The 20,384-nt window shown below is 69.2% G+C and carries 22 protein-coding genes; 16 read left to right on the top strand and 6 right to left on the bottom strand.

The features are described 5' to 3' along the window. The first annotated feature begins 1 nt into the window (after position 1). From CA951_RS37285 to CA951_RS37260, 6 genes are all read left to right on the top strand, one after another. Positions 2-661, top strand: a complete 660-nt coding sequence (locus tag CA951_RS37285; protein ID WP_087561644.1) for a histidine phosphatase family protein — start codon at positions 2-4, stop codon at positions 659-661. Further along, positions 658-1,257: a TlpA disulfide reductase family protein gene (locus CA951_RS37280; protein WP_087561643.1), complete on the top strand. Its 600-nt coding sequence runs from the start codon at positions 658-660 to the stop codon at positions 1,255-1,257. Before CA951_RS37285 ends, CA951_RS37280 begins: the two co-directional genes overlap by 4 nt. Further along, on the top strand, positions 1,254-2,084 hold the full coding sequence (locus CA951_RS37275; RefSeq protein ID WP_087561642.1) for a cytochrome c biogenesis CcdA family protein: 831 nt from the start codon (positions 1,254-1,256) through the stop codon (positions 2,082-2,084). The genes CA951_RS37280 and CA951_RS37275 overlap by 4 nt, the downstream gene beginning before the upstream one ends. Continuing rightward, complete coding sequence (locus CA951_RS37270; RefSeq protein ID WP_087561641.1) at positions 2,081-3,745, top strand: cytochrome c biogenesis protein ResB; 1,665 nt, start codon at positions 2,081-2,083, stop codon at positions 3,743-3,745. The genes CA951_RS37275 and CA951_RS37270 overlap by 4 nt, the downstream gene beginning before the upstream one ends. Next, positions 3,742-4,719 carry a c-type cytochrome biogenesis protein CcsB gene (ccsB, locus tag CA951_RS37265; protein ID WP_087561640.1) on the top strand — a complete coding sequence of 326 codons (978 nt, stop codon included), beginning with the start codon at positions 3,742-3,744 and terminating at the stop codon, positions 4,717-4,719. Before CA951_RS37270 ends, ccsB begins: the two co-directional genes overlap by 4 nt. A 94-nt stretch (positions 4,720-4,813) precedes the next feature. Next, positions 4,814-6,160: a MinD/ParA family protein gene (locus CA951_RS37260; protein WP_087561639.1), complete on the top strand. Its 1,347-nt coding sequence runs from the start codon at positions 4,814-4,816 to the stop codon at positions 6,158-6,160. 47 nt (positions 6,161-6,207) lie between these two features. Here CA951_RS37260 and CA951_RS37255 read toward each other — a convergent pair whose 3' ends face one another. Beyond that, entirely contained in the window at positions 6,208-6,411 is a 204-nt protein-coding gene (locus CA951_RS37255) for a hypothetical protein (protein WP_072939927.1), read from the bottom strand. 166 nt (positions 6,412-6,577) lie between these two features. Further along, entirely contained in the window at positions 6,578-6,805 is a 228-nt protein-coding gene (locus CA951_RS37250) for a BldC family transcriptional regulator (protein WP_005252019.1), read from the bottom strand. 187 nt (positions 6,806-6,992) lie between these two features. Here CA951_RS37250 and CA951_RS37245 point away from each other — a divergent pair, with 187 nt between their 5' ends. Continuing rightward, entirely contained in the window at positions 6,993-7,361 is a 369-nt protein-coding gene (locus CA951_RS37245; protein ID WP_087561638.1) for a DUF4229 domain-containing protein, read from the top strand. After that, positions 7,358-8,467 (top strand): PLP-dependent cysteine synthase family protein, encoded by a 1,110-nt coding sequence (locus CA951_RS37240; RefSeq protein ID WP_087561637.1) that lies wholly within the window; start codon positions 7,358-7,360, stop codon positions 8,465-8,467. Before CA951_RS37245 ends, CA951_RS37240 begins: the two co-directional genes overlap by 4 nt. Here CA951_RS37240 and CA951_RS37235 read toward each other — a convergent pair. Next, positions 8,455-9,000 (bottom strand): GNAT family N-acetyltransferase, encoded by a 546-nt coding sequence (locus CA951_RS37235; protein ID WP_087561636.1) that lies wholly within the window; start codon positions 8,998-9,000, stop codon positions 8,455-8,457. The genes CA951_RS37240 and CA951_RS37235 overlap by 13 nt on opposite strands. Positions 9,001-9,127: 127 nt before the next feature. Here CA951_RS37235 and CA951_RS37230 point away from each other — a divergent pair, with 127 nt between their 5' ends. The 4 genes from CA951_RS37230 to CA951_RS37215 all read left to right on the top strand — a co-directional run bounded on the left by CA951_RS37230 (position 9,128) and on the right by CA951_RS37215 (position 11,162). After that, positions 9,128-9,880, top strand: coding sequence for a 1-acyl-sn-glycerol-3-phosphate acyltransferase (locus CA951_RS37230; protein WP_087561635.1), 753 nt, complete (start codon positions 9,128-9,130; stop codon positions 9,878-9,880). 64 nt (positions 9,881-9,944) lie between these two features. After that, positions 9,945-10,160 (top strand): hypothetical protein, encoded by a 216-nt coding sequence (locus CA951_RS37225; protein ID WP_005258323.1) that lies wholly within the window; start codon positions 9,945-9,947, stop codon positions 10,158-10,160. A gap of 6 nt (positions 10,161-10,166) precedes the next feature. After that, complete coding sequence (locus CA951_RS37220) at positions 10,167-10,733, top strand: Clp protease N-terminal domain-containing protein (RefSeq protein ID WP_087561634.1); 567 nt, start codon at positions 10,167-10,169, stop codon at positions 10,731-10,733. A 48-nt stretch (positions 10,734-10,781) separates the two neighbouring features. Beyond that, positions 10,782-11,162, top strand: a complete 381-nt coding sequence (locus CA951_RS37215) for a phage holin family protein (RefSeq protein WP_072939943.1) — start codon at positions 10,782-10,784, stop codon at positions 11,160-11,162. A gap of 10 nt (positions 11,163-11,172) precedes the next feature. Here CA951_RS37215 and CA951_RS37210 read toward each other — a convergent pair whose 3' ends face one another. After that, positions 11,173-12,042, bottom strand: a complete 870-nt coding sequence (locus CA951_RS37210; RefSeq protein ID WP_087561633.1) for a 1,4-dihydroxy-2-naphthoate polyprenyltransferase — start codon at positions 12,040-12,042, stop codon at positions 11,173-11,175. Between the two features lie 103 nt (positions 12,043-12,145). On the opposite strand from CA951_RS37210, the gene CA951_RS37205 reads away from it, so the two are divergent. After that, a complete protein-coding gene (locus tag CA951_RS37205; protein ID WP_087561673.1) occupies positions 12,146-15,448 on the top strand; it encodes a BTAD domain-containing putative transcriptional regulator in 3,303 nt (1,100 codons plus the stop codon). Here the strand turns inward: CA951_RS37205 and CA951_RS37200 are convergent. Both CA951_RS37200 and CA951_RS37195 read right to left on the bottom strand, forming a co-directional pair. Next, complete coding sequence (locus CA951_RS37200) at positions 15,404-16,147, bottom strand: IclR family transcriptional regulator (RefSeq protein ID WP_087561632.1); 744 nt, start codon at positions 16,145-16,147, stop codon at positions 15,404-15,406. The two genes, CA951_RS37205 and CA951_RS37200, sit on opposite strands and share 45 nt — an antisense overlap. Next, entirely contained in the window at positions 16,147-17,661 is a 1,515-nt protein-coding gene (locus tag CA951_RS37195) for an APC family permease (RefSeq protein ID WP_087561631.1), read from the bottom strand. Before CA951_RS37195 ends, CA951_RS37200 begins: the two co-directional genes overlap by 1 nt. A gap of 226 nt (positions 17,662-17,887) precedes the next feature. Between CA951_RS37195 and CA951_RS37190 the strand changes: the two genes are divergently transcribed. The 3 genes from CA951_RS37190 to tatA are packed head-to-tail and all read left to right on the top strand — an operon-like array spanning position 17,888 to position 20,340. Next, entirely contained in the window at positions 17,888-19,468 is a 1,581-nt protein-coding gene (locus CA951_RS37190) for an FAD-dependent oxidoreductase (protein ID WP_087561630.1), read from the top strand. A 30-nt stretch (positions 19,469-19,498) separates the two neighbouring features. Beyond that, positions 19,499-20,173 (top strand): Rid family hydrolase, encoded by a 675-nt coding sequence (locus CA951_RS37185; RefSeq protein ID WP_087561629.1) that lies wholly within the window; start codon positions 19,499-19,501, stop codon positions 20,171-20,173. Continuing rightward, a complete protein-coding gene (tatA, locus tag CA951_RS37180; protein WP_005252050.1) occupies positions 20,173-20,340 on the top strand; it encodes a Sec-independent protein translocase subunit TatA in 168 nt (55 codons plus the stop codon). Before CA951_RS37185 ends, tatA begins: the two co-directional genes overlap by 1 nt. Positions 20,341-20,384: the final 44 nt, after the last annotated feature.

Below are 20,384 nucleotides of genomic sequence, written 5' to 3'. Positions count from 1 at the left end.
CGTGACCGAAGCCGATCATCTCGACCACACACAGACCCGCACCATCGTGCATGTGCTCCGGCACGGCGAGGTGCACAACCCGAGAGGGATCCTCTACGGCAGGCTCCCCGGGTTCCGGCTGTCGGTGACGGGTGAGGCGCAGGCCCGCGCGGTGGCGTCGGTGCTGGCCAAGCACGACATCACGCACGTGGTGTCGTCGCCGCTGCAGCGGGCACAGGAGACGGCCGCCCCGATCGCCGACGCACACGGCGTCGACATCGCGACCGACGAGAACCTCATCGAGGCCGGCAACGAGTTCGAGGGACTCAAGGTCTCCGTCGGCGACGGCGCGCTGTCCCGTCCCCGGCACTGGTGGAAACTGCGCGACCCGTTCACGCCGTCCTGGGGCGAGCCGTACCTGCAGATCGCGCACCGCATGCTGGCCGCCGTCAACACCGCCCGCGTGTCGGCGGTCGGTCACGAGGCCGTCGTCGTCAGCCACCAACTCCCCGTCTGGACCCTCCGCCGGTTCCTGCAGGGGGAGCGGCTGTGGCACGATCCGCGCCACCGGCAGTGCGGTCTCGCGTCGCTGACGTCGCTCGTCTACGAGGGCGACACCCTCATCGACATCGTGTACTCGGAGCCCGCGGGCGCGTCGGATCCGAGGGTGACCGGGGCATGAATCGGGGGCGCTTCGCCGGGCTTCTCGCGGTGATCTGTACGGCCGCGGTGTCGCTGTCGGCGTGTGCGTCCGGCGACGACGCCGTGGCCCAGGGCGGCACGTTCGACTTCGTGTCGCCGGGCGGTCAGACGGAGATCTTCTACGACCCGCCTGCCGACCGCGGCACCATCGGCACGGTGTCCGGACCCGACCTGATGAACGAGGGCAAGACCACCTCGCTCGACGACTTCGCGGGTCAGGTCGTGGTCCTCAACGTGTGGGGCCAGTGGTGCGGACCGTGCCGCGGTGAGGCGAACGACCTCGAGCAGGTGTACGAGGAGACCAAGGACCAGGGCGTGTCGTTTCTCGGGATCAACGTGCGGGACAACCAGCAGGACAAGGCGCAGGACTTCGTGATCGACAACAAGGTGTCGTATCCGTCGATCTACGACCCCGCCATGCGGACGATGATCGCGCTGGGCCAGAACTACCCCACGAGCGTCATCCCCACCACGATCGTGCTCGACCGGGAACACCGCGTGGCCGCGGTGTTTCTGAAGGAACTGCTCGTCGAGGACCTGAAGCCGGTGGTCGAACGGGTGGCGCAGGAATCGTGAACACCAGCACCGCCCTTCTCGCCGGCGGCGTCGGCGACGCCTTCCAGTCCACCGCGGCAACCGGACCGCTGCTGCTCGCGCTCGGCGCGTGCGTCCTCGCCGGCCTGGTGTCGTTCGCTTCGCCGTGCGTCGTGCCACTCGTCCCCGGCTACCTGTCCTACCTCGCGGGTGTCGTCGGTGCGGACGCCCCGGCCGTCACCGCGGAGGAAGCAGCCACCCGGACGAAGACCGTGTCGGACGGACGGTTGCGGGTCGCGGGCGCCGCGGCCCTGTTCGTCGCCGGTTTCACCGTGGTGTTCGTGCTGGCTACGGCGTCGGTGTTCGGCGCCATCTCGGCCCTCGCGATCAACCGCGACATCCTGATGCGGGTCGGCGGGGTGGTCACCATCGCCATGGGCCTGGTGTTCATCGGTCTGATCCCGGCCCTGCAGCGGGACACCCGGCTCGAGCCGCGGCGCATCTCCAGCCTGGCCGGGGCCCCGCTTCTCGGTGCCGTGTTCGCACTGGGCTGGACCCCGTGCCTCGGCCCGACCCTGGCGGGCGTCATCTCCCTCGCCGCGGGCACCGACGGTGCCACCGCGGCCCGCGGAGTGGCCCTGATCGTCGCGTACTGCCTCGGCCTCGGGTTGCCGTTCGTGATCCTTGCGCTCGGCTCGTCCCGCGCGCTGCGCGGTGTCGGCTGGCTGCGCCGCAACGCGCGCACGATCCAAATTTTCGGCGGAATCATGCTGGTGGCCGTGGGCGTCGCCCTCGTCACCGGCGCGTGGGACCAGTTCGTCGGCTGGGTTCGCGACGCCTTCATCTCGGAAGTGACCTTGCCCATATGAGTGACATCCAGACCCCCGAGGCCCCGGAAGCCGCACCGGTGCCCCGTCAATCGTTGCCGGGCCGCGCGTTCGCGGTGGTCCGCAACACCTGGCGCGGACTCACGTCCATGCGCACGGCGCTGGTGCTGCTGTTCCTGCTTGCCCTCGCCGCGATCCCGGGTGCCCTGCTCCCGCAGCGCAGCCTCAACGCGGGCAAGGTCGACGAGTACATCGCGAACCGCCCCACCCTCGGTCCGTGGATGGACAAGCTCGAACTGTTCGACGTGTTCGGCAGTTTCTGGTTCACCGCGATCTACGTCCTGCTCTTCATCTCCCTCGTCGGCTGCATCCTGCCGCGCTGCGTCGACCACGCCAAGGCGCTGCGCACCCGTCCGGTGCCCGCCCCGCGGAACCTCGCGCGACTTCCGCACCACCACGAGGACCGGGTCGACGAGACGCCGGAGGAAGTCGCCGCGCGCATCCGCACCCACCTGAAGGGGTGGCGGGTCGAGACCCGCGCGGGCGGGGAACGGGCCGCCCACGACGGCGAGATCACCATCTCCGCGGAGAAGGGGTACTTCCGCGAACTCGGCAACCTCGTCTTCCACCTGTCGCTCGTCGCGCTGCTCGTCGCGATCGCCGTCGGCAAGCTGTTCGGCTACGAGGGCAACGTGATCGTCGTCGCCAACAACGGTCCGGGTTTCTGCACCACGTCGCCCGCGGTGTTCGACTCGTTCAAGGCGGGCAACACCCAGGACGGCACTGGCATGACGCCGCTGTGCATCAAGGTCAAGGACTTCGCCGCCGATTACCTCGACAGCGGTCAGGCGGAGATGTTCACGTCCAACATCGCCTACCAGGCCGGCGACGACCTCGAGACGAACACCTGGCGGGACGGGCAGTTGCAGGTCAACCACCCGCTGCGCGTCGAAGGTGACCGCGTCTACCTGCAGGGACACGGGTACGCGCCGACGTTCACCGTCACGTTCCCGAACGGGGAAACCCGCACCGAGACGCTGCAGTGGCGTCCCGACGACGCGACGACGTTCCTGAGCAGCGGCGCGATGCGGTTCGACCCGCCCGGCGGCATGTACCCCGACACCGACGAGCGCCGGAAGAACCAGATCGCAATCGAGGGGCTGTTCGCCCCGACCGCGCTGCTCCACGGCAACCTGCTGGCGTCGAGTTACCCGGCGATGACCGACCCGGCCGTCGCCATCGACATCTACAAGGGCGACACCGGCCTCGACACCGGCAATCCGCAATCACTGTTCTCGCTGAACACGGAACTGATCAACCAGGGCCGCCTCGTGAAGCAGGACCGGGTGAATCTGAAGCCGGGGGAGAGTTCGACCCTGTCCGACGGCACCCAGGTGCGGTTCGACGGCGCCGTGGACTTCGTGAACCTGCAGGTGTCGCACGACCCGGCGCAGCAGTGGGTGCTGGTGTCGGCCCTGACGATGATGGCGGGACTGCTCGTCTCGCTGCTGGTCAAGCGCCGCCGGATCTGGGCCCGCATCTACCCCGCGGACGCCGCCGACCCGGGGCCACGACGTACTGTAGTAGAGCTTGGTGGACTCGCCCGGACCGATCAGGCCGGCTGGGGCGACGAGTTCGGCCGACTCTGCACCCGTCTGCTCACGGACGACACGAAGCCTGACGCGCAGGAGAGCCAACGATGACGACCAACGAGACACTGGCGCAATACAGCGACTGGGCCTTCCGATCAGCCTTCACCGTGCTGGTGCTGGCGCTCGTGCTGCTCATCGTGCAGTACGCGTCCACCCGGGCGCAGGCCGTGCAGGACCGGGAACTCGTGTCGGCCGGATCCGGCGCGCGCCCGTCCGAAGCGCCCGGCGTCCCCGGCCGAGTGGTCGAGCAGCCGAAGAAGCCGCTGTCCGATCGGTTCGGCGGTATGGGCGCCGCCGTGCTCGTCGTCGGCACGGTACTGATCTTCGCGTCGATCGTGCTGCGCGGATTCGCCACCGAGCGGTTCCCGCTCGGCAACATGTACGAGTTCGTCACCATGGCCTGCGCGGCCGCGCTCGTCGTCGGACTCGCGCTGCTGTCGAAGTCGGCGTACCGGTCGATGTGGGTGTTCCTGCTCGTTCCCGTCCTGATCCTGATGTTCCTCGCCGCCACCGTGCTGTACGCGGACGCGGCGCCCGTCGTGCCCGCGCTGCGGTCGTACTGGCTGCCGATCCACGTCACCATCGTGAGCGTCGGTTCCGGTGTGTTCCTCGTGTCGGGCATCTCGAGCCTGCTGTTCCTGCTGCGCATGCGGTACCCGCGCGGCGAGGAGGGAACCGGCGTGTTCGCGCGGATTGCGGAACGGTTGCCCGACGCGCAGACCCTGGACCGCCTGGCGTACAAGACCACCATCATCGGGTTTCCGCTGTTCGGCGCCGGAGTCATTCTCGGCGCCATCTGGGCCGAGGCCGCCTGGGGCCGATTCTGGGGCTGGGACCCCAAGGAGACGATGTCGTTCATCGCCTGGGTGATCTACGCCGCCTACCTCCACGCCCGCGCGACGTCGGGATGGCGAGACACCAAGGCCGCCTGGATCAACGTCGCGGGCTTCGTCGCGATGCTGTTCAACCTGTTCATCATCAACATGGTGGTGTCGGGATTGCACTCGTACGCGGGCCTGAACTGACGGTAGCCACCGACTGATATCCTTCCGCCGCGACGTCTCCGACCGGTGAGAACCGGTGGGGACGATGGAGACTTCACGAGGGGGACGTTCAGCCATGTCCGAAAACAACTCCGGCATGTGGGAGCCGGTACGGCCTGCATCGAATCCGCCCGCGGACGACACCGCATCGACCGTCGCCTGGAACGCCGCGCGGCAGGCCCCGTACGTTCAGCCGCAGGGTCCCAATCCGTTCGCACAACCCGCCGCCCAGGGCACCGCCGCCGCACCCGCGCGGCCGCAGACCCAGGCCCCCGCCGCTCACCAGGCACCGGCCCCGCAGCAGGCCCCCGCCGCGCAGCAGGCTCCGGCACCCCAGCCGGCGGCGTTCACGCCCCCGCAGCAGCCGGTCCGGCAGGTACCCCAGCCCCCCGTCCAGCAGGCACCCCAGCCGGGTGCGTTCGCGCCCCAGCAACCCGCGAATCGTCCGCCCAACACGAACGCCGATCAGCAGTACGCGGTTTCGGCCCGTGACCTGTCGACGTCGCTGCTCCTCAAGCAGGTCAAGCCGGCTCCCACCACGGGGTGGCGCAAGGCGCTGTACCGACTGTCCGGCCGCTACGTCAACGTCGGGAACAGTGCGAAGGAACAGCGCCGGATCGAGCTGACCAAGCAGGTCAACCAGCCGCTGCAGGGGTGCTACAAGATCGCGCTGCTGAGCCTCAAGGGCGGGGTCGGCAAGACCACGACCACCGCGACCCTCGGTTCCACGTTCGCGTCACTGCGCGGCGACCGCGTCATCGCCGTCGACGCCAACCCCGACCGCGGCACGCTGAGTCAGAAGATTCCCCTCGAGACGCCCGCAACGGTGCGGAACCTGCTGCGCGACGAGCAGAGCATCGAAAAGTACAGCGACGTCCGCAGTTACACGTCGCAGAGCAGGCACCGGCTCGAGGTGCTCGCGTCCGACAGCGACCCGGCCGTGTCGGAGGCGTTCAGCGCCGACGACTACGCCCGGACCGTCACGATGCTCGAGAAGTTCTACAGCATCGTCCTCACCGACTGCGGCACCGGACTGATGCATTCCGCGATGCAGACCATCCTCGAAGAGGCCGACGCGCTCGTGGTGGTCAGTTCGGGATCCGTCGACGGCGCCCGAAGCGCCTCCGCCACCCTCGACTGGCTCGACGCCCACGGATACCGCGAACTCGTGGCCCGATCGGTGGCCGTGGTCAATGCAGTGCGCCCGAGGTCGGGCAAGGTGGATCTGCCGAAGGTCGTCGAGCACTTCGAGCAGCGGTGCCGCCTGGTGCGGCTGATTCCGTTCGACCCGCACCTCGAAGAGGGCGCCGAGATCGAACTCGAGCGGCTGCGTCCGAAGACGCGCAACGCACTCCTCGAACTGGCCGCCGCGGTGGCCTCCGACTTCCCGGCGTCGAGTTTCGCGCTACAGGACCGTCGCTGAGGCAGTGACGCCGATGGTGCCGGCTCGACCGGCACCACGGCTCTTGCTCATCCGGCCGGGTCCGCCGGACCGGCGTCGGGTTCGTCGGACTTCTTCCGACGCGTCTCCCGGTCCACCTTCCACAGGAAATCCGGATCGTCGTCCGGTCCCTGCACCCGCGTGCTCAGCACGGGCCGCGTGTTCGGGCCGAACGCCTTCCACATCAGGACCGCCACTGTCACGAGCCCGATGAGTGCCAACAGATAGATCACCGCGCACCTCCTTACACCGCTCGAGGGTAGCCGGTATTCCTCGAGCGTAGCCGCGTCGGCGGCAGAGGGCACCCACCCGATCGCAGAGCGCCCGGGCAGTGCGGTGTTACCAGCCGAACCTCAGGGTCGGCCCGCCTCCAGCGTCAGGGTCGGCCCGCCTCCAGCATCAGGGTCGGCCCGCCTCCGTGGTGAGGGAGCGGAGCAACTGCATGACCTCTGCCTCGCGGAAGCGGCGGTGCCCACCGGGGGTGCGCAGTGATCCGAGTCGGCCCGCGTGCGCCCAACGCGTCACGGTCTTCGGGTCGACATGGAACAGGGCAGCCACCTGGCCCGGGGTCATGAGGGCTTCGTTGGATCCGCTGAATCCGGGTCCGTTGTAGGTGGGTGCGCTCATCGACGATCCTCCACTGCTTTCGACTGATCTGTGCTGAAGCCGGCCGCTGTTGCGACTGATCCCGGCCATCGTGACATCCGGAACCCTGGGTACTCGAACGATCTAATGTTGGTAAAGGGGAGGTAATAGACAAATCGGATAAGTCGGACGTGTGGGGAGCCCCCTCGGTGATGGGTAACCTGGGGGCGTGAGCGAGTCATCCGAGAAGCCAGAAGACCAGGTCGAGCCCGTACATTCGAGCCCGAAAGCGAAGCAGGACGGGCGGGTGACCAAGGGGCAGCTGGCGCGTGACGTCGCGATCTATTCGATCGCCCGGCTGCTGCTGGTCGTTGTCATCGGCGCCATCATTCTCGGGGTGGCCGCACTCGTCGGAGTCGCCGTGCCGCTGCTCGTCGCCGCGATCTTCGCGGTCCTCATCGCGCTCCCGCTGTCGCTGCTGCTGTTCGCGAAACTCCGCAAGCGGGTCAACGAGGGGATCGCCACGTTCGATGCGCAGCGCCGCGCGGACCAGGCCGACCTGCGTGCCCGGCTCCGCGGTGAGGGCACGTCCCGGTGACGGTCGACGACTGCGTCGTCATCGACCGGAGCTTGCCGCGGGACTGGGTCGACAACGCGGTCCGACTCATCGACGCCGACGCACAGCGCAGCGCCGACACGCACCTGCTGCGGTACCCGCTGCCCGTCGACTGGGGTGTGCAGCTCTATCTGAAGGACGAGTCGACCCACATCACGGGCAGCCTCAAGCACCGGCTGGCCCGGTCGCTGTTCCTGTACGCGATCTGCAACGGCTGGATCACCGAGGGAACCACGGTCATCGAGGCGTCGTCGGGATCGACGGCCGTCAGTGAGGCGTACTTCGCGAAGATGCTCGGCCTCGACTTCGTGGCGGTCATGCCGCGCAGCACGAGCGGCGCGAAGATCGCCCTCATCGAGGCGCAGGGCGGTCGCTGCCACTTCATCGACCACCCGCCGGAGATCTACAGCGAGGCCCGGCGACTTGCCGCGGAGACGAACGGTCATTTCATGGACCAGTTCACGCACGCGGAACGGGCCACCGACTGGCGGGGCAACAACAACATTGCCGAGTCGATCTACCAGCAGATGACGCAGGAAGAGCACCCGGTGCCGGAGTGGCTCGTCATGAGCGCCGGGACCGGCGGCACCAGTGCGACGCTGGGCCGGTACATCCGCTACCGCAGGCACGCGACCCGCCTGCTCGTCGTGGATCCCGAGAACTCCGCGTTCTTCGGCGGCTACGAGATCAACTCCTGCGAGTATGCGACGGGAATGCCCTCGCGGATCGAGGGCATCGGCCGGCCCCGGGTGGAGCCGTCCTTCGTCGGGCAGGTCATCGACCGGATGATGCGGGTGCCCGACGCCGCATCCATCGCGACGGCCCGGCACGCCAGTTCGGTGCTGGGTCGCCGGGTCGGTGGGTCGACGGGCACGAACCTGTGGGGTGCGTTCACCGTCGTCGCGGAGATGCTCGCGGCCGGACGGTCCGGCAGCGTCGTCACCGTCCTGTGCGACGGCGGTGAACGGTACGCCGACACCTACTTCGACGACGACTGGGTGGCCGGCGAGGGCATCGACCTCTCGGGCCCGACCGCGGTGCTCGAGCGGTTCGCGTCGACCGGGGAGTGGCTCGGTCAGCCCGGCTGAGGCGCGGGTGCGGCGGTGCGCACCGGTGCGGTCACCGCGCGGGACATCGTGACTCGCGGCCACGCAGCGAGACCGTGCCGGGCCTCGTCGTCGCGGATGCGTGACAGGCCCGGTGTGAGGTCGGTCTCCGGCAGGGGACGGAAACCCAGCCGCTCATAGTAGGGGGCGTTCCACGGGACGTCGACGAATGTGGTGAGGGTGAGGGCGGGCAGTCCGCGGACGGCTGCCCACGACGAGATCTCGTCGAGCAGCCGCGCGCCGAGACCCTGGCGGGCGTGGCTGGGGTGGACCGACACCTGCTCGATGTGTGCGCCGCCGTCGACGACGGCGACGAGTGCGTAGGCGACCGGGGCATCGTCTGCGTCGACCGCGACCCAGATGCATTCCAGCTGGAGGTATTCGGTCAGCTCGTCGAGTGAGAACGGGGGATCGTCGGCGACGGCGTCCATTCCGATGTCACGAAACGGCGCACCCGCCGCGATTTCGATGTCTTGCAGAGCGGGAAGGTCGGTGGAAATGGCCGTGCGGATCACAGGTCTTTTGTACCCGAAATCGTGCTGTTCGCACAGTTTCCCTGCACTTTCCTAAAACCTACTCCTCCGTAGGCTACGGAACCGTAGGTTGGTAGCCTGGCGTTAGGACGACGGAGTGGGGACGCGCATGGACAAGCCCGAGGTGACTCTCGAGAACTACGAAGCGGTGTACGCGTACTACCGCGACCACCGGCAGAATCGGGTGCTCGCCAAGCTGGCGTACGCGTCGCTGTATGCGAAGTACCGGCCGCGGATCGTGTACGCCGACGACGCGAAGGCGCAGCTCGCCGGGCTGGTGAAGTCCGGCAGGGTGCTGATCGTCGCGGCCAACCACGTGACCCACAGTGATCAGTACACGCTGGCGGCGACGGCCTGGAACACGCCGTTGCGCCGCGCGATCGGACGCACCCGGGTGCTCGCGAAAGACGAATTGTTCGTCGACCCCGACCTGCACAAGAAGGTCGACATGATGGGCGGGATCCCGGTGTTCCGCAGCAAGAACTACGGGCTCCGGGCGGTTGCCGACGCGGGCAGGCTCATGATGGACACCTCCGCCGAACGGCTCTGTCGCGGCGACAACCTGGCGATCTTTCCCGAGGGTACGTGCAACGAGGACGACCCGACCCGGCTGCAGCACATCAACAGCGGCATCGGTCACATCGCGAAACGTGCGGCGGATCGCGGAGTCTCGCCCGTGCTGCTGTCCATCGGCATCAGTTACGGGCCGGACGCCCACGGGCCCGACACCGAGAACGTGAAGTCGGCCAGCGTGTTCGTGTCGGAGCCGGTGTTCGACTTGCCGGCGAAACCGATGGACATCGCGCACGTCGTGCAGAAGGACCTGCAGATCGCGGTCGACGGGGCGGTCGCGGCGTACTGACCTCCCACCACGAATCTGTCAAGCAGGGTTGACACCCGGTCGGTGTCAACTTAAATTGACATGCATGACCGAAGCAACCACGCTCGCCGCAGCGGCGGGCAGCCCCGACCCCGCCGAGGGGTTGCGGGCCGTGCGTGCGCTGCGGCGACTCCTCGAACGGCTCGAGGCCATCCAGGTCGCCAACGCCCGCGCCCAGGGCTGGTCCTGGCAGGCGATCGCCGACTCCCTCGAGGTGAGCAGGCAGGCCGTCCACCAGAAACACAACCGGAGAGGGAGGTAACGGCGCATGTTCGAACGATTCTCGATGGACGCCCGGGCCGTGGTGATCGGCGCGCAGCAGGAAGCGCGCGACGTGAAGTCACCGCAGATCGGGCCCGAACACCTCGTACTCGCGCTGCTGTCCGTGAAAACCGAACCCGTCCACGGCATCCTCGCCGACGCCGGCATCGAGGAGGACACGGCGCGATCGACCGTCGTTGCGCACGGCACCGCCCTGAGCGACGCCGACGCGGAAGCACTCGAATCGATCGGAATCGACCTCGACGCCGTGCGGCAGAGTCTCGAGCAGAACTTCGGCAAGGGCGTGCTCGATCCCGAACAGCCCTCGGAGAAGCGCGGTTGGTTCGGCCGGAAGTCGGGGCACATCGGGTTCACCCGCGACGCGAAGAAGGCGATCGAACTGTCGCTGCGGGAGGCGCTGGCGCGCAAGGACGATCACATCGGTGCCGAGCACATCTTCCTCGGCGTGCTGCGTGTCGCCGAAGGCACGACGAAGGAGATCCTCGAGGTCCGGGTCGAGGTCGGCGAACTCCGCCGGCGCGTGCACGCGGCCCTCGACGACCGCGCGGCCTGACCGGTCGCCCGGTTCCCGTTTGTCCGATCGGTGTGCCAGCATGCACGCATGACCTTCTTGGTACGCCTCGTCATCAACGCGTTCGCGATCTGGCTGGCGGCAGCCTGGGTGTCGGGTATCGACATCTCCAGTTCGGGCAACGGAACCGGCTGGGACATCGTGGTGCTGCTCGGCATCGCGCTGGTGTTCACCGTCGTCAACATCTTCGTCAAGCCGCTGGTGAAGTTGCTGTCGCTGCCGCTGCTGATCCTGACGCTCGGCCTGTTCACCCTGGTGATCAACGCCCTGATGCTGTTGCTCACTGCGTGGCTGAGCTCCCAGACCGAGTACGGCCTGACCGTCGACGGCTTCTGGACGGCCGTGTGGGGCGGCCTGATCATCTCGATCGTCAACTTCGTCCTCGGCATCCTGCTGCCGGACGGCGACTGACCCGAAAGACTCAGGCGGCAGACAGGGCCACGGCGGTGGCGGCGCCCCACACCAGCATCGCCAGCCCCGAATCCCGAAGCGCGGGAATCAGTGCGAGACCCAGGCCGCCCGAGCGGACGGGGGCGTTCGCCCGGACCGCGAGGGGCAGCGCGAGCAGTCCGACGAGCGCCCACGGGGTGCGCAGCACCAGGACGAGGGTCACGACGAACGGGACCGTCAGCGTGACCAGGTGCAGGATGCGGGTGCGCGAGTCGCCGAGCCGGACGGCGAGCGTGCGTTTGCCGGACTCGGTGTCGGTGGGAATGTCCCGCAGATTGTTGGCGACGAGAACCGCGCTCGAGAACGACCCGACGGCGACCGCGGACACGATTCCGGCCCAGTCCACCGTCTCCGCCTGCACGTACTGGGTGCCCAGGACGGCGACGAGACCGAAGAACACGAACACGGCGACCTCGCCGAAGCCGCTGTACCCGTACGGCTTCTTGCCGCCCGTGTAGAACCAGGCGCCCACGATGCACAGGGCACCGATCAGCACGAGCCACCACGCGGTGGTGACGGCGAGGACCAGGCCGGCCACCGCGGCGACCGCGAAGCAGGCGATGGCCGCCGCCTTCACCGCCGACGGTTTCACCAGCTTGGACCCGACGAGCCGCAGCGGTCCGACCCGTTCGTCGTCGGTGCCGCGAATCCCGTCCGAGTAGTCGTTGGCGAAATTGACGCCCACGATCAACGCGAGAGAGACCACCAGTGCCAGTACCGCCTTCCACCACACCGCGCCGCCGAGCGATGCCGCGGCGCCGGTGCCCACGAGCACCGGGGCGATCGCGTTCGGGAGGGTGCGCGGACGAGCGCCTTCGATCCATTGAGCAGCCGTTGCCATGCACCGATCTTTGCATCGAGCGAGAAGGCGCCCGCACCCACACCGAACTTCGAGAAGTTCGCGCCCGCCCGGTGCAATACCATCGAACGCGGTGGACCAGCAGATGAGCGTGGACGAGACGGTGGCACCGGCAAGCGCACCGATCCAGGTCGCCTTGTTGGGTGAGGTATCGACGCGGCGATCGGGCGCGCTCGCACCGCTGCCCGGCACCCGCGCGCGCAGCCTGCTCGTTGCCCTCGCCCGCGATCCCGGCCGGAGCCGGTCCGCGCAGGCCCTCATCGACGAGGTGTGGGGCGAGGATCCCCCGCGGTCCCCGATGAACGCGTTGCACACACAGGTCTCCCGGCTGCGGGCGGCATTGCCGGACGGGGCGCTGGAGATCGGTCCGGCCGGATACCGGCTGGCCGTGTCCCGGGACGCCGTCGACCTGACCCGTGCGGAGGACGTGGCACGCCGACTGCAGGTCCGGGGTCACGGTGGCGGCGCCTGGCCGGACGAGATCCGCGGCGCACTCGCGCTGTGGCGGGGCGACCCGGGCGCCGACCTCCCCGAAGGTGCGGCCGCAACGGAACTCGCAGCGGACGCCGCGGCGATCCGGGGCCGGCTCGAGGCCGCGGACCGGGCGGCGCTGGTGGCGGCCGGAGACTGGGCGACCGCTCTGCCGAAGGCGCAGGCCCACGTGGCCGCCGAACCCCTCGACGAGCGGGCGCACGCCGACCTCATGCGCGTGCTCGCCGGGCTCGGTCGCGACAACGAGGCGCTGGACGTGTTCGCGACCTTCCGCAGGCGGCTGGTCGATCGGCTGGGAGCAGACCCGTCGCCCGCCCTCGTCGCCCTGCACACCGAGATCCTGCGCGGCGACGGCGCACCCGAGTCGGACGACCGGCGCCCCGCGGCGCCGGACCGCACGGCCATCGGCCTCCGGGCAGCACCGAACGCCCTGCTGGGGCGCGACACCGACGTGGTGGAGATCGAGGGACTGCTCACGTCCTCGCGTGTCGTCACCATCCTCGGACCCGGCGGTGCGGGCAAGACCCGGCTCGCGCACGAGCTGGGTGCGCGGGCCGCCGCGCGGACGTCCGTGGCCCTGGTGGAACTCGCGGCGCTGCGCAGCAGCGAGGACGTCGTGGCGGCGATCAGCAGCACCCTCGGCCTCAGCGAGATCGACATCGCGCCCGGACGGCTCACCCTCAGCCGTATCCACTCCGCGCGGGAAAAGCTCCGGGAAGCGCTCTCGGCGGGGCCGATGCTCCTCATCCTCGACAACTGCGAGCACGTCGTCGGGGCCTGCTCCGAGGTCGTGGCCGACCTGGTGGCCGCAGGAGATCAGCTGACCGTCCTCGCGACCAGCCGATCACCGCTCATGCTCGCGTCCGAGGCGGTATACCCGCTGCCGCCGCTCGCGATCGACGACGACGACGCGCCCGCCGTGCAACTGTTCACGACCCGGGCCCGCGCCGTACGGCCCACGGCGCGGCTCGACCCGGAGGCCGTGCGCAGAGTCTGCCGCACCCTCGACGGTCTGCCGCTCGCGATCGAACTGGCCGCCGCGCGGGTACGCAGCATGAGCGTCGAGGACATCGGACGCAGGCTCGAGCACCGGTTCGCGCTGCTGCGCTCGCACGACCCGACGTCGCCCGAACGGCACCGGACCCTGCACGCCGTCATCGACTGGAGCTGGCAGCTTCTGGGCGAGCAGCAGCAGATCGCGCTGCGCAGACTGTGCCGGTTCCCGGCAGGGTTCACCCTCGACGCCGCCCGGACGATCGCGGAGTGGGACGGCGTCGACGATGTCGTGGACGCCGTCGAGGGCCTCGTCAACCAATCGCTGCTGTCCGTGTCGGAGACGTCGGACACGCTGCGCTACTACATGCTCGAGACGGTGCGGGAATACGGCGAGGAGCGACTCGCCGAGGCCGCCGAGGAGCCGGAAGTGTTTGCCCGCCAGCGAGTGTGGGTCAACGCGTTCGCGTCGGAGGCGCTGGTGCGGTGCCGTGCCGACCAGGTCGCGCTCGCCGACGACATCGACGCCGACCACGACAACTTCCTCGCCGTGCTCCGGTGGGCGGTGGAGCGCGGAGACGCCGAGACGGTCGCGATCGTGTTCCCGGTGCTGGGTGGGCTGTGGGCCATCCGGGGCGCGCACTCGGAGGTGATGAACTGGACGCCGCGGATCCTCGCGGCAACGGAAGACGCAGATCTGAGCGACGTCGACTCGGAGTTGGTGGCGTACACGTTCCTGCTCGCGGCGATGCATCTGGTGTTCGGCGGTCAGGCCCGCACCCTCGCCCGCACCCGGACGCGATTGCGGCACGTCCTCCACGGACGCGCCGATCTGCCGCCGGTCTCCTCGTTCGCGGTGAAGATCATCCTGTCCCTGGGATCGGGGCGGCGGCATGCCAGGACGGTCGCGGAAGGGGTGCGCTCGCACGATCGGGAAACCCATGCGGCGGCGCTGGCGGCGCGGGCCAGCATGCGGGAGAACCTCGGCGATTTCCGCGGTGCCCTGCGCGACGCGCGGGCCGTCTCCGAACTGTGCGCCTCGATCGGTGACGTGTGGGGCGCGGCGATGGCGGCACAGTTCCTCGGCTCGCTGTACAGCCAGTCCGGCCGGTACCGGGACGCGGTGTCGTTCTATCAGGTCGCGGTCGATGGGCTGCGGAAACTGGGCGCGCAGGAGGAGGCGAATCAGCTGTGGGGTTTCCAGGCCTCCGCGCTGATCGCGGACGGTGACGTGGAAGCGGGCCGCAAGGTGCTGGCCGAGACGCTGCTCGAGCATCGCGGTCCCGGCGCGGGAACCGACGATCAGCAGGACGAGTGGCGGATAGCCGCCATCAGCAGTCTCGCGGAAGCCGATCTGGCGGACGGCGACGTCGAACGGGGGCTCGCCCGGTACCGGGAGGCGCTGGACCTGATGTACCCCCGGATCACGGCCGCGCCCTACGCCGATCCGTACGGACTCGTGCTGGCGGCCTCGGTGGTGTCTGCCCACGTGCTGCACGGCCGGTCCGAGATGGTGGTGGACACCGTTCCGCAGCTCGCGGAGTGGGCGCGGTCCCGGCTGGGTGTCGGCGCATATCCGGATCTGCCGGTCACCGGCGCCGTCGCAGCGGGCATCGGATGTTTCGAGATCGCGCGCGGTAATGCCGACCGCGGTCTCGCGCTGCTGGCACTGTCCGTCCCGGCGCGCGCCCGGCAGGACAGTGTCTCGCTGCAACACCACCGGCAGGTCGCGTTCGCACTCGAGAACGTCGAGGCGGACCGCTGGACGTCGGCGCAGGCGAGGTTCAGCGCGTGGTCACGTCGCGCGGTGCACACCGAGATTGTGGATGTGCTCGCCGCGGTGATTCGCGAGGGTGAGTCAGGCCGGCACCCGTCCGCCGACCCGCGCCGCGCAGGAGCGTAGAAGGTCGGTCAGCTCCGGGTCGTCGACCGCCAGCCGTCCCGTCTTCCCGATCGCCGCGAGGCACCCGGTCACCGCGTTCTGCGCGTCGTGCACCGGCACGGCGACCGCGCTGCGGCCGACGCGCACCTCGTCGACCTCGCGGGCCGAACCGGTGTGCCGGACGGCGTCGAGTTCGGCCCGCAGCGTGCCGAAGTCGGTGATGGTCGACGAGGTCACCCGGCGCAGGCTCGGCGGCACCAGGTCGGGACGGGACGCGAGGAGGACCTTGCCGATGGCGGACGCGTGCAGGTGTGCGGCGATCGTGTTCTCGCCGCTGAGTTCGTGGTCGGGATCGCGGTCGACGAGTCGCACCCGGCCGCCCGCGAACGACGCCAGGTGGATCCCGAAACGCACCTGTTCCCGCAGTTCCTCGAGGACGGCGTGGTGGTCGACCGGGTCCGGTGCGGTGTCCGCCCCAGCCAGCTGCCGGGTCCGGCGGCCCAGCGCGAACCCGGACAGATCCGCGATCCGCACCAGATAGCCGTCGGCGGTCAGGAGATTGAGCAGCCGGTACGCCGTGGCCTGGGGGATCCCCGTGTGCGCGGCGATGTCTCTCGCCGTCGCCCCGGACCCGAGTTGCGCGACCGCCTCGAGCAGGGCGAGCGCCTTCTGCACGGCGCGTGGTTCGTGGCCCGCGATCTCCCCGGCTCGGGCGCCCATCACCGGGACCCGGGAGTGCGTCCAGTTGCCGTCAACGCGAGGTTCCCGGCGGCGTCCGTCGCGAACACCCCGGCCCCCGGCAGCACGTCGTCCGTCTCCGCGGTGTCGAACACACCCGTCGACCGCAGACTCGCCGGGTGCCGCCACTGCAGATACAGCTGCCACGCCGAACCCGACAGCAACAGGGCCAGCACCACGGCGGGGACCATCGTGAAACCGTGGGCCACGTTCACGAACAGCATGTAGGCCAGCACGATTCCGCCTGCGGCGCTGCCCGCGACTCCAGCCGCCAGGACGAGGGGCGTGTGCTCCCCGATCCGGCTGAGGAACCGCACCGACGCCACCGCCACCAGCACGTACGCCGCGACCACCGCCGTCCTGGCGATCAACTGCACATGACCGAACGCGGCCGATTTACCGACGACGCCGAACGTCGCGGCACCCGCGCACACGACGCACACGATGACGGCCAGGGCCGCGTACGGGGTGCGGTAGCCGCGGTGCACCCGGGCGAACAGGCGCGGGACGACGGTTTCGATCCCCATCGAATACAGCAGGCGCGAAGCGGCATTCGACGACGCCATCGCCGACGCCAGCCACGACGCGCCCAACCCGAGGTTCAGGGCGATCACCACGGCCGGGTCGACCCCGGTCGCGGTGCCGTGAAGGTACGCGTTCACCAGGGTGTCGGTGCGACCGGACCAGGCGGCCCACGCCGAGAAGATGAACAGGCCGCCGCAGATCATCGGCGTGAGCATCACGGTGCGGGTGACGGTGGCGAGCGGCCGCTTGGCCTCGGGGCCGAAGAACGTGGCGCTCTCGAACCCGGCGAGCGCGAACACCGCGGCCAGTGTCATGAGCAGCGGCCCGTACGCGGAATCGGACGGCGGCACCGCGGCGTGCTGGCCGCCGGCGCCGGTCACGATCATCAGACCGGCGATGAACAGCAGCGAGCACGATTCGACGGCGAGGATGGCGAGCGCCGCGAACCGCACCCCACGGACCAGGCAGCCGAGGATCACGATCGCGATCCCCGCGTACACGAGGAGGCGTTCGGCGGGCCCGCGCAACTCCACCCCGAAGAAGCCGAGCGTCGCGATCACGGCCTGACCGCCGTGGTACAGCGTCATCACCGCGCTGCCCACGTACTTGGTCAGCATCGCGACGCCCGCCGTCAGCGCGGCCCGGGTACCGAGGCCCTGGAACACGAAACTGTAGAGGCCGCCCGCGGCCGCCATGCGCCGCGTGAACTGCGAGATGCACACCGCGATCAGGGACACCACCACCGTCGCGACGACGATCGTGATCAGACCGCTGAGCAGCATCTGGTGGGTGAACATGGTGACGGGCAGCACGACCATCGACACCGCAGGCGCCGTCGTCGCCACCGACTGGGCGAGAACCTCGACACCCGACAGTTGCCGCCTGCCCAGTGCACGCAACGGCGACAGGGCCGCGCGTGCGGGCTCGCCGGTGGCGAACGAACGCGCGATGGCGTCGGAAAGTGCTGACATGCGCGTGAAACTAGCCGGGTCGTGTTGCGGAAAAGTTTCGGTTTCGGGTCGAATGCCGACCCGGGAGTGAGAACGGACCGCGGCCGTTCCCGCTCGGTGGCCTCAGACTGTTTCGCCGCCGACAACTTCCCGACTCGCGCCCCTCCCAGGATGAATCCGGACAACCTACCCGGGTCGCCGGGCGCAAGAATGGGAGCGCGAATTGGCATTCACACGTAGATCTTTCATGAAGGGCCTCGGGGCCACCGGGGGCGCAGGACTCGCGTACGGCGCGATGTCGACGCTCGGGCTCGCACCGTCGACCGCCGCGCCCGCCCGCGCCTTCCAGCCGCTCGCGGCCGGCGACCTCATCGGCAAGGTGAAGGGCAGCCACTCCGTGGTCGTGCTCGGCGGCGGCCCCGCCGGACTGTGTTCGGCGTTCGAACTGCAGAAGGCCGGGTACACGGTGACGGTCCTCGAGGCCCGCACCCGGCCCGGTGGCCGCGTCTGGACCGCCCGCGGCGGCACCGAGGAGACCGACCTGAACGGCGAGACGCAGAAGTGCACGTTCTCGGACGGCCACTTCTACAACGTCGGCGCCACCCGCATCCCGCAGAGCCACATCACACTCGACTACTGCCGCGAACTCGGCGTCGAGATCCAGGGCTTCGGCAACCAGAACGCCAACACGTTCGTGAACTACGCGAGCGGCACGTCGCTGTCGGGCCAGTCCGTCACCTACCGGGCGGCGAAGGCCGACACGTTCGGCTACATGTCGGAACTGCTGAAGAAGGCCACCGATCAGGGCGCCCTGGACCAGGTGCTGTCCCGGGAGGACAAGGACGCGCTGTCGGAATTCCTCAGCGACTTCGGCGACCTGTCCGACGACGGCCGCTACCTCGGATCCTCCCGCCGCGGTTACGATTCGGAACCCGGAGCCGGACTGAACTTCGGCACCGAGAAGAAGCCGTTCGCGATGCAGGAAGTGATCCGCAGCGGCATCGGCCGCAACTTCAGCTTCGACTTCGGCTACGACCAGGCGATGATGATGTTCACCCCGGTCGGCGGCATGGACCGGATCTACTACGCGTTCCAGGACCGGATCGGCACCGACAACATCGTATTCGGCGCCGAAGTGACGTCGATGAAGAACGTGTCCGGCGGTGTCACCGTCGACTACACCGCAGGCGGCGCGCGGAAGTCGATCACCGCCGATTACGCGATCTGCACGATCCCGCCGCATCTCGTCGGCCGACTGCAGAACAATCTGCCCGCCGACGTGCTCACCGCGCTGAAGGCGGCGAAACCGTCGTCGTCCGGAAAGCTCGGTATCGAGTACTCGCGCCGGTGGTGGGAGACGGAGGACCGCATCTACGGCGGCGCGTCCAACACCGACAAGGACATCTCGCAGATCATGTTCCCGTACGACCACTACAACTCCGACCGGGGCGTGGTCGTCGCCTACTACAGCAGCGGCAAGCGGCAGGAGGCGTTCGAGTCGCTCACCCACCGCCAGCGGCTCGCCAAGGCGATCGCGGAGGGCTCGGAGATCCACGGCGAGAAGTACACCCGCGACATCTCCTCGTCGTTCTCGGGTAGCTGGCGGCGCACCAAGTACTCCGAGAGCGCGTGGGCGAACTGGGCGGGCAGCGGCGGCTCGCACGGCGGGGCGGCCACCCCCGAGTACGAGAAGCTGCTCGAACCCGTCGACAAGATCTACTTCGCCGGCGACCACCTGTCCAACGCCATCGCCTGGCAGCACGGCGCGCTGACGTCCGCCCGCGACGTCGTCACCCACATCCACGAGCGCGTCGCCCAGGAAGCCTGACCCATTCCCCCGAACCAGGAGTTGTGCACTGTGAAGTCTTTTCGTACCAAGGCCGTGACCGCTGCGCTCGCCGCTTCCGCTCTGATCGCCGGGGTGACGTCGTGCTCCTCCGACGAGGCGGCCGCGGAGGCGCCCGGCAGCACCTTCGTCTCCAAGTCCGTTCTCGAAGCAGGGGAGGCGAATCCGATGATCGCGCAGGGGGTCGCGATCGGTGGCGGCACCGCCGTCTACAAGTCGAGTGGGATCGGCCCGGGCGCATCCAACAAGACCGCACCCGAGGGCACCCCGGAGTCGCACATCGACACCGACGTGTTCGCCGGAGGCACGCTCCCGGCCGGAGTCACGATCACCGAGGCGCAGGGCATCAACGCGCTGAAGCGGATTCGCGACAACCTGGAGGCGCGGGGGCTGACACTCGAGGACGTCGTGACCATGCGGGTGTTCCTCGACAACGCCCCCGGCACCGACCGCGCCGACTACGCCGGCTGGAACCGTGCCTACCGGCAGTTCTTCGCGAACACCAACCTCGACACCGGCGACACCGAACTGGTCCCGCTCGGCACGGCGGAACCGGCCGCCCCGATGGAGCGGAACTCCGCGCGGCCCAGCCGGTTCGCGCTCGAGGTCGCGAGCCTGCCCGCCGCGGGATGGCTCGTCGAGGTCGAGGTGGACGCCGTGTACCCCGACGGTGAGGAGCCGCAGTAGTGGGGGCGCTGAGCCCGAGTCACTGGGCGATCATCGCGGTGGTACTCGTGGTGTTGTTCGGGTCGAAGAAGCTCCCGGACGCCGCCCGCGGCCTGGGACGGTCGATGCGGATCCTCAAGACCGAGGTGGGGGAGTTGCAGGCGGACGCCCCCGAACTGGAGAAATAGGCGAAGCGAGTCGGTGGACCCCGCGTCCACCGGCTCGCTCGTTC

The organism is Rhodococcus sp. NCIMB 12038 (genome assembly GCF_002165735.1).
In the GTDB taxonomy this organism is placed as follows: Bacteria; Actinomycetota; Actinomycetes; order Mycobacteriales; family Mycobacteriaceae; genus Rhodococcus_F.
Note: the sequence above shows the minus strand (reverse complement) of the source record. Positions and strands in the feature narration are given on the sequence as shown.

Excerpts from the sequence above, each read along its gene's own strand:
- CA951_RS37280 (WP_087561643.1), top strand. The coding sequence starts at position 658 with ATGAATCGGGGGCGCTTCGCCGGGCTTCTCGCGGTGATCTGTACGGCC.
- CA951_RS37270 (WP_087561641.1), top strand. The coding sequence starts at position 2,081 with ATGAGTGACATCCAGACCCCCGAGGCCCCGGAAGCCGCACCGGTGCCC.
- ccsB (WP_087561640.1), top strand. The coding sequence starts at position 3,742 with ATGACGACCAACGAGACACTGGCGCAATACAGCGACTGGGCCTTCCGA.
- CA951_RS37260 (WP_087561639.1), top strand. The coding sequence starts at position 4,814 with ATGTCCGAAAACAACTCCGGCATGTGGGAGCCGGTACGGCCTGCATCG.
- CA951_RS37250 (WP_005252019.1), bottom strand. The coding sequence starts at position 6,805 with ATGAGCGCACCCACCTACAACGGACCCGGATTCAGCGGATCCAACGAA.
- CA951_RS37230 (WP_087561635.1), top strand. The coding sequence starts at position 9,128 with ATGGACAAGCCCGAGGTGACTCTCGAGAACTACGAAGCGGTGTACGCG.
- CA951_RS37225 (WP_005258323.1), top strand. The coding sequence starts at position 9,945 with ATGACCGAAGCAACCACGCTCGCCGCAGCGGCGGGCAGCCCCGACCCC.
- CA951_RS37220 (WP_087561634.1), top strand. The coding sequence starts at position 10,167 with ATGTTCGAACGATTCTCGATGGACGCCCGGGCCGTGGTGATCGGCGCG.
- CA951_RS37215 (WP_072939943.1), top strand. The coding sequence starts at position 10,782 with ATGACCTTCTTGGTACGCCTCGTCATCAACGCGTTCGCGATCTGGCTG.
- CA951_RS37210 (WP_087561633.1), bottom strand. The coding sequence starts at position 12,042 with ATGGCAACGGCTGCTCAATGGATCGAAGGCGCTCGTCCGCGCACCCTC.
- CA951_RS37205 (WP_087561673.1), top strand. The coding sequence starts at position 12,146 with ATGAGCGTGGACGAGACGGTGGCACCGGCAAGCGCACCGATCCAGGTC.
- CA951_RS37200 (WP_087561632.1), bottom strand. The coding sequence starts at position 16,147 with ATGGGCGCCCGAGCCGGGGAGATCGCGGGCCACGAACCACGCGCCGTG.
- CA951_RS37195 (WP_087561631.1), bottom strand. The coding sequence starts at position 17,661 with ATGTCAGCACTTTCCGACGCCATCGCGCGTTCGTTCGCCACCGGCGAG.
- CA951_RS37190 (WP_087561630.1), top strand. The coding sequence starts at position 17,888 with ATGAAGGGCCTCGGGGCCACCGGGGGCGCAGGACTCGCGTACGGCGCG.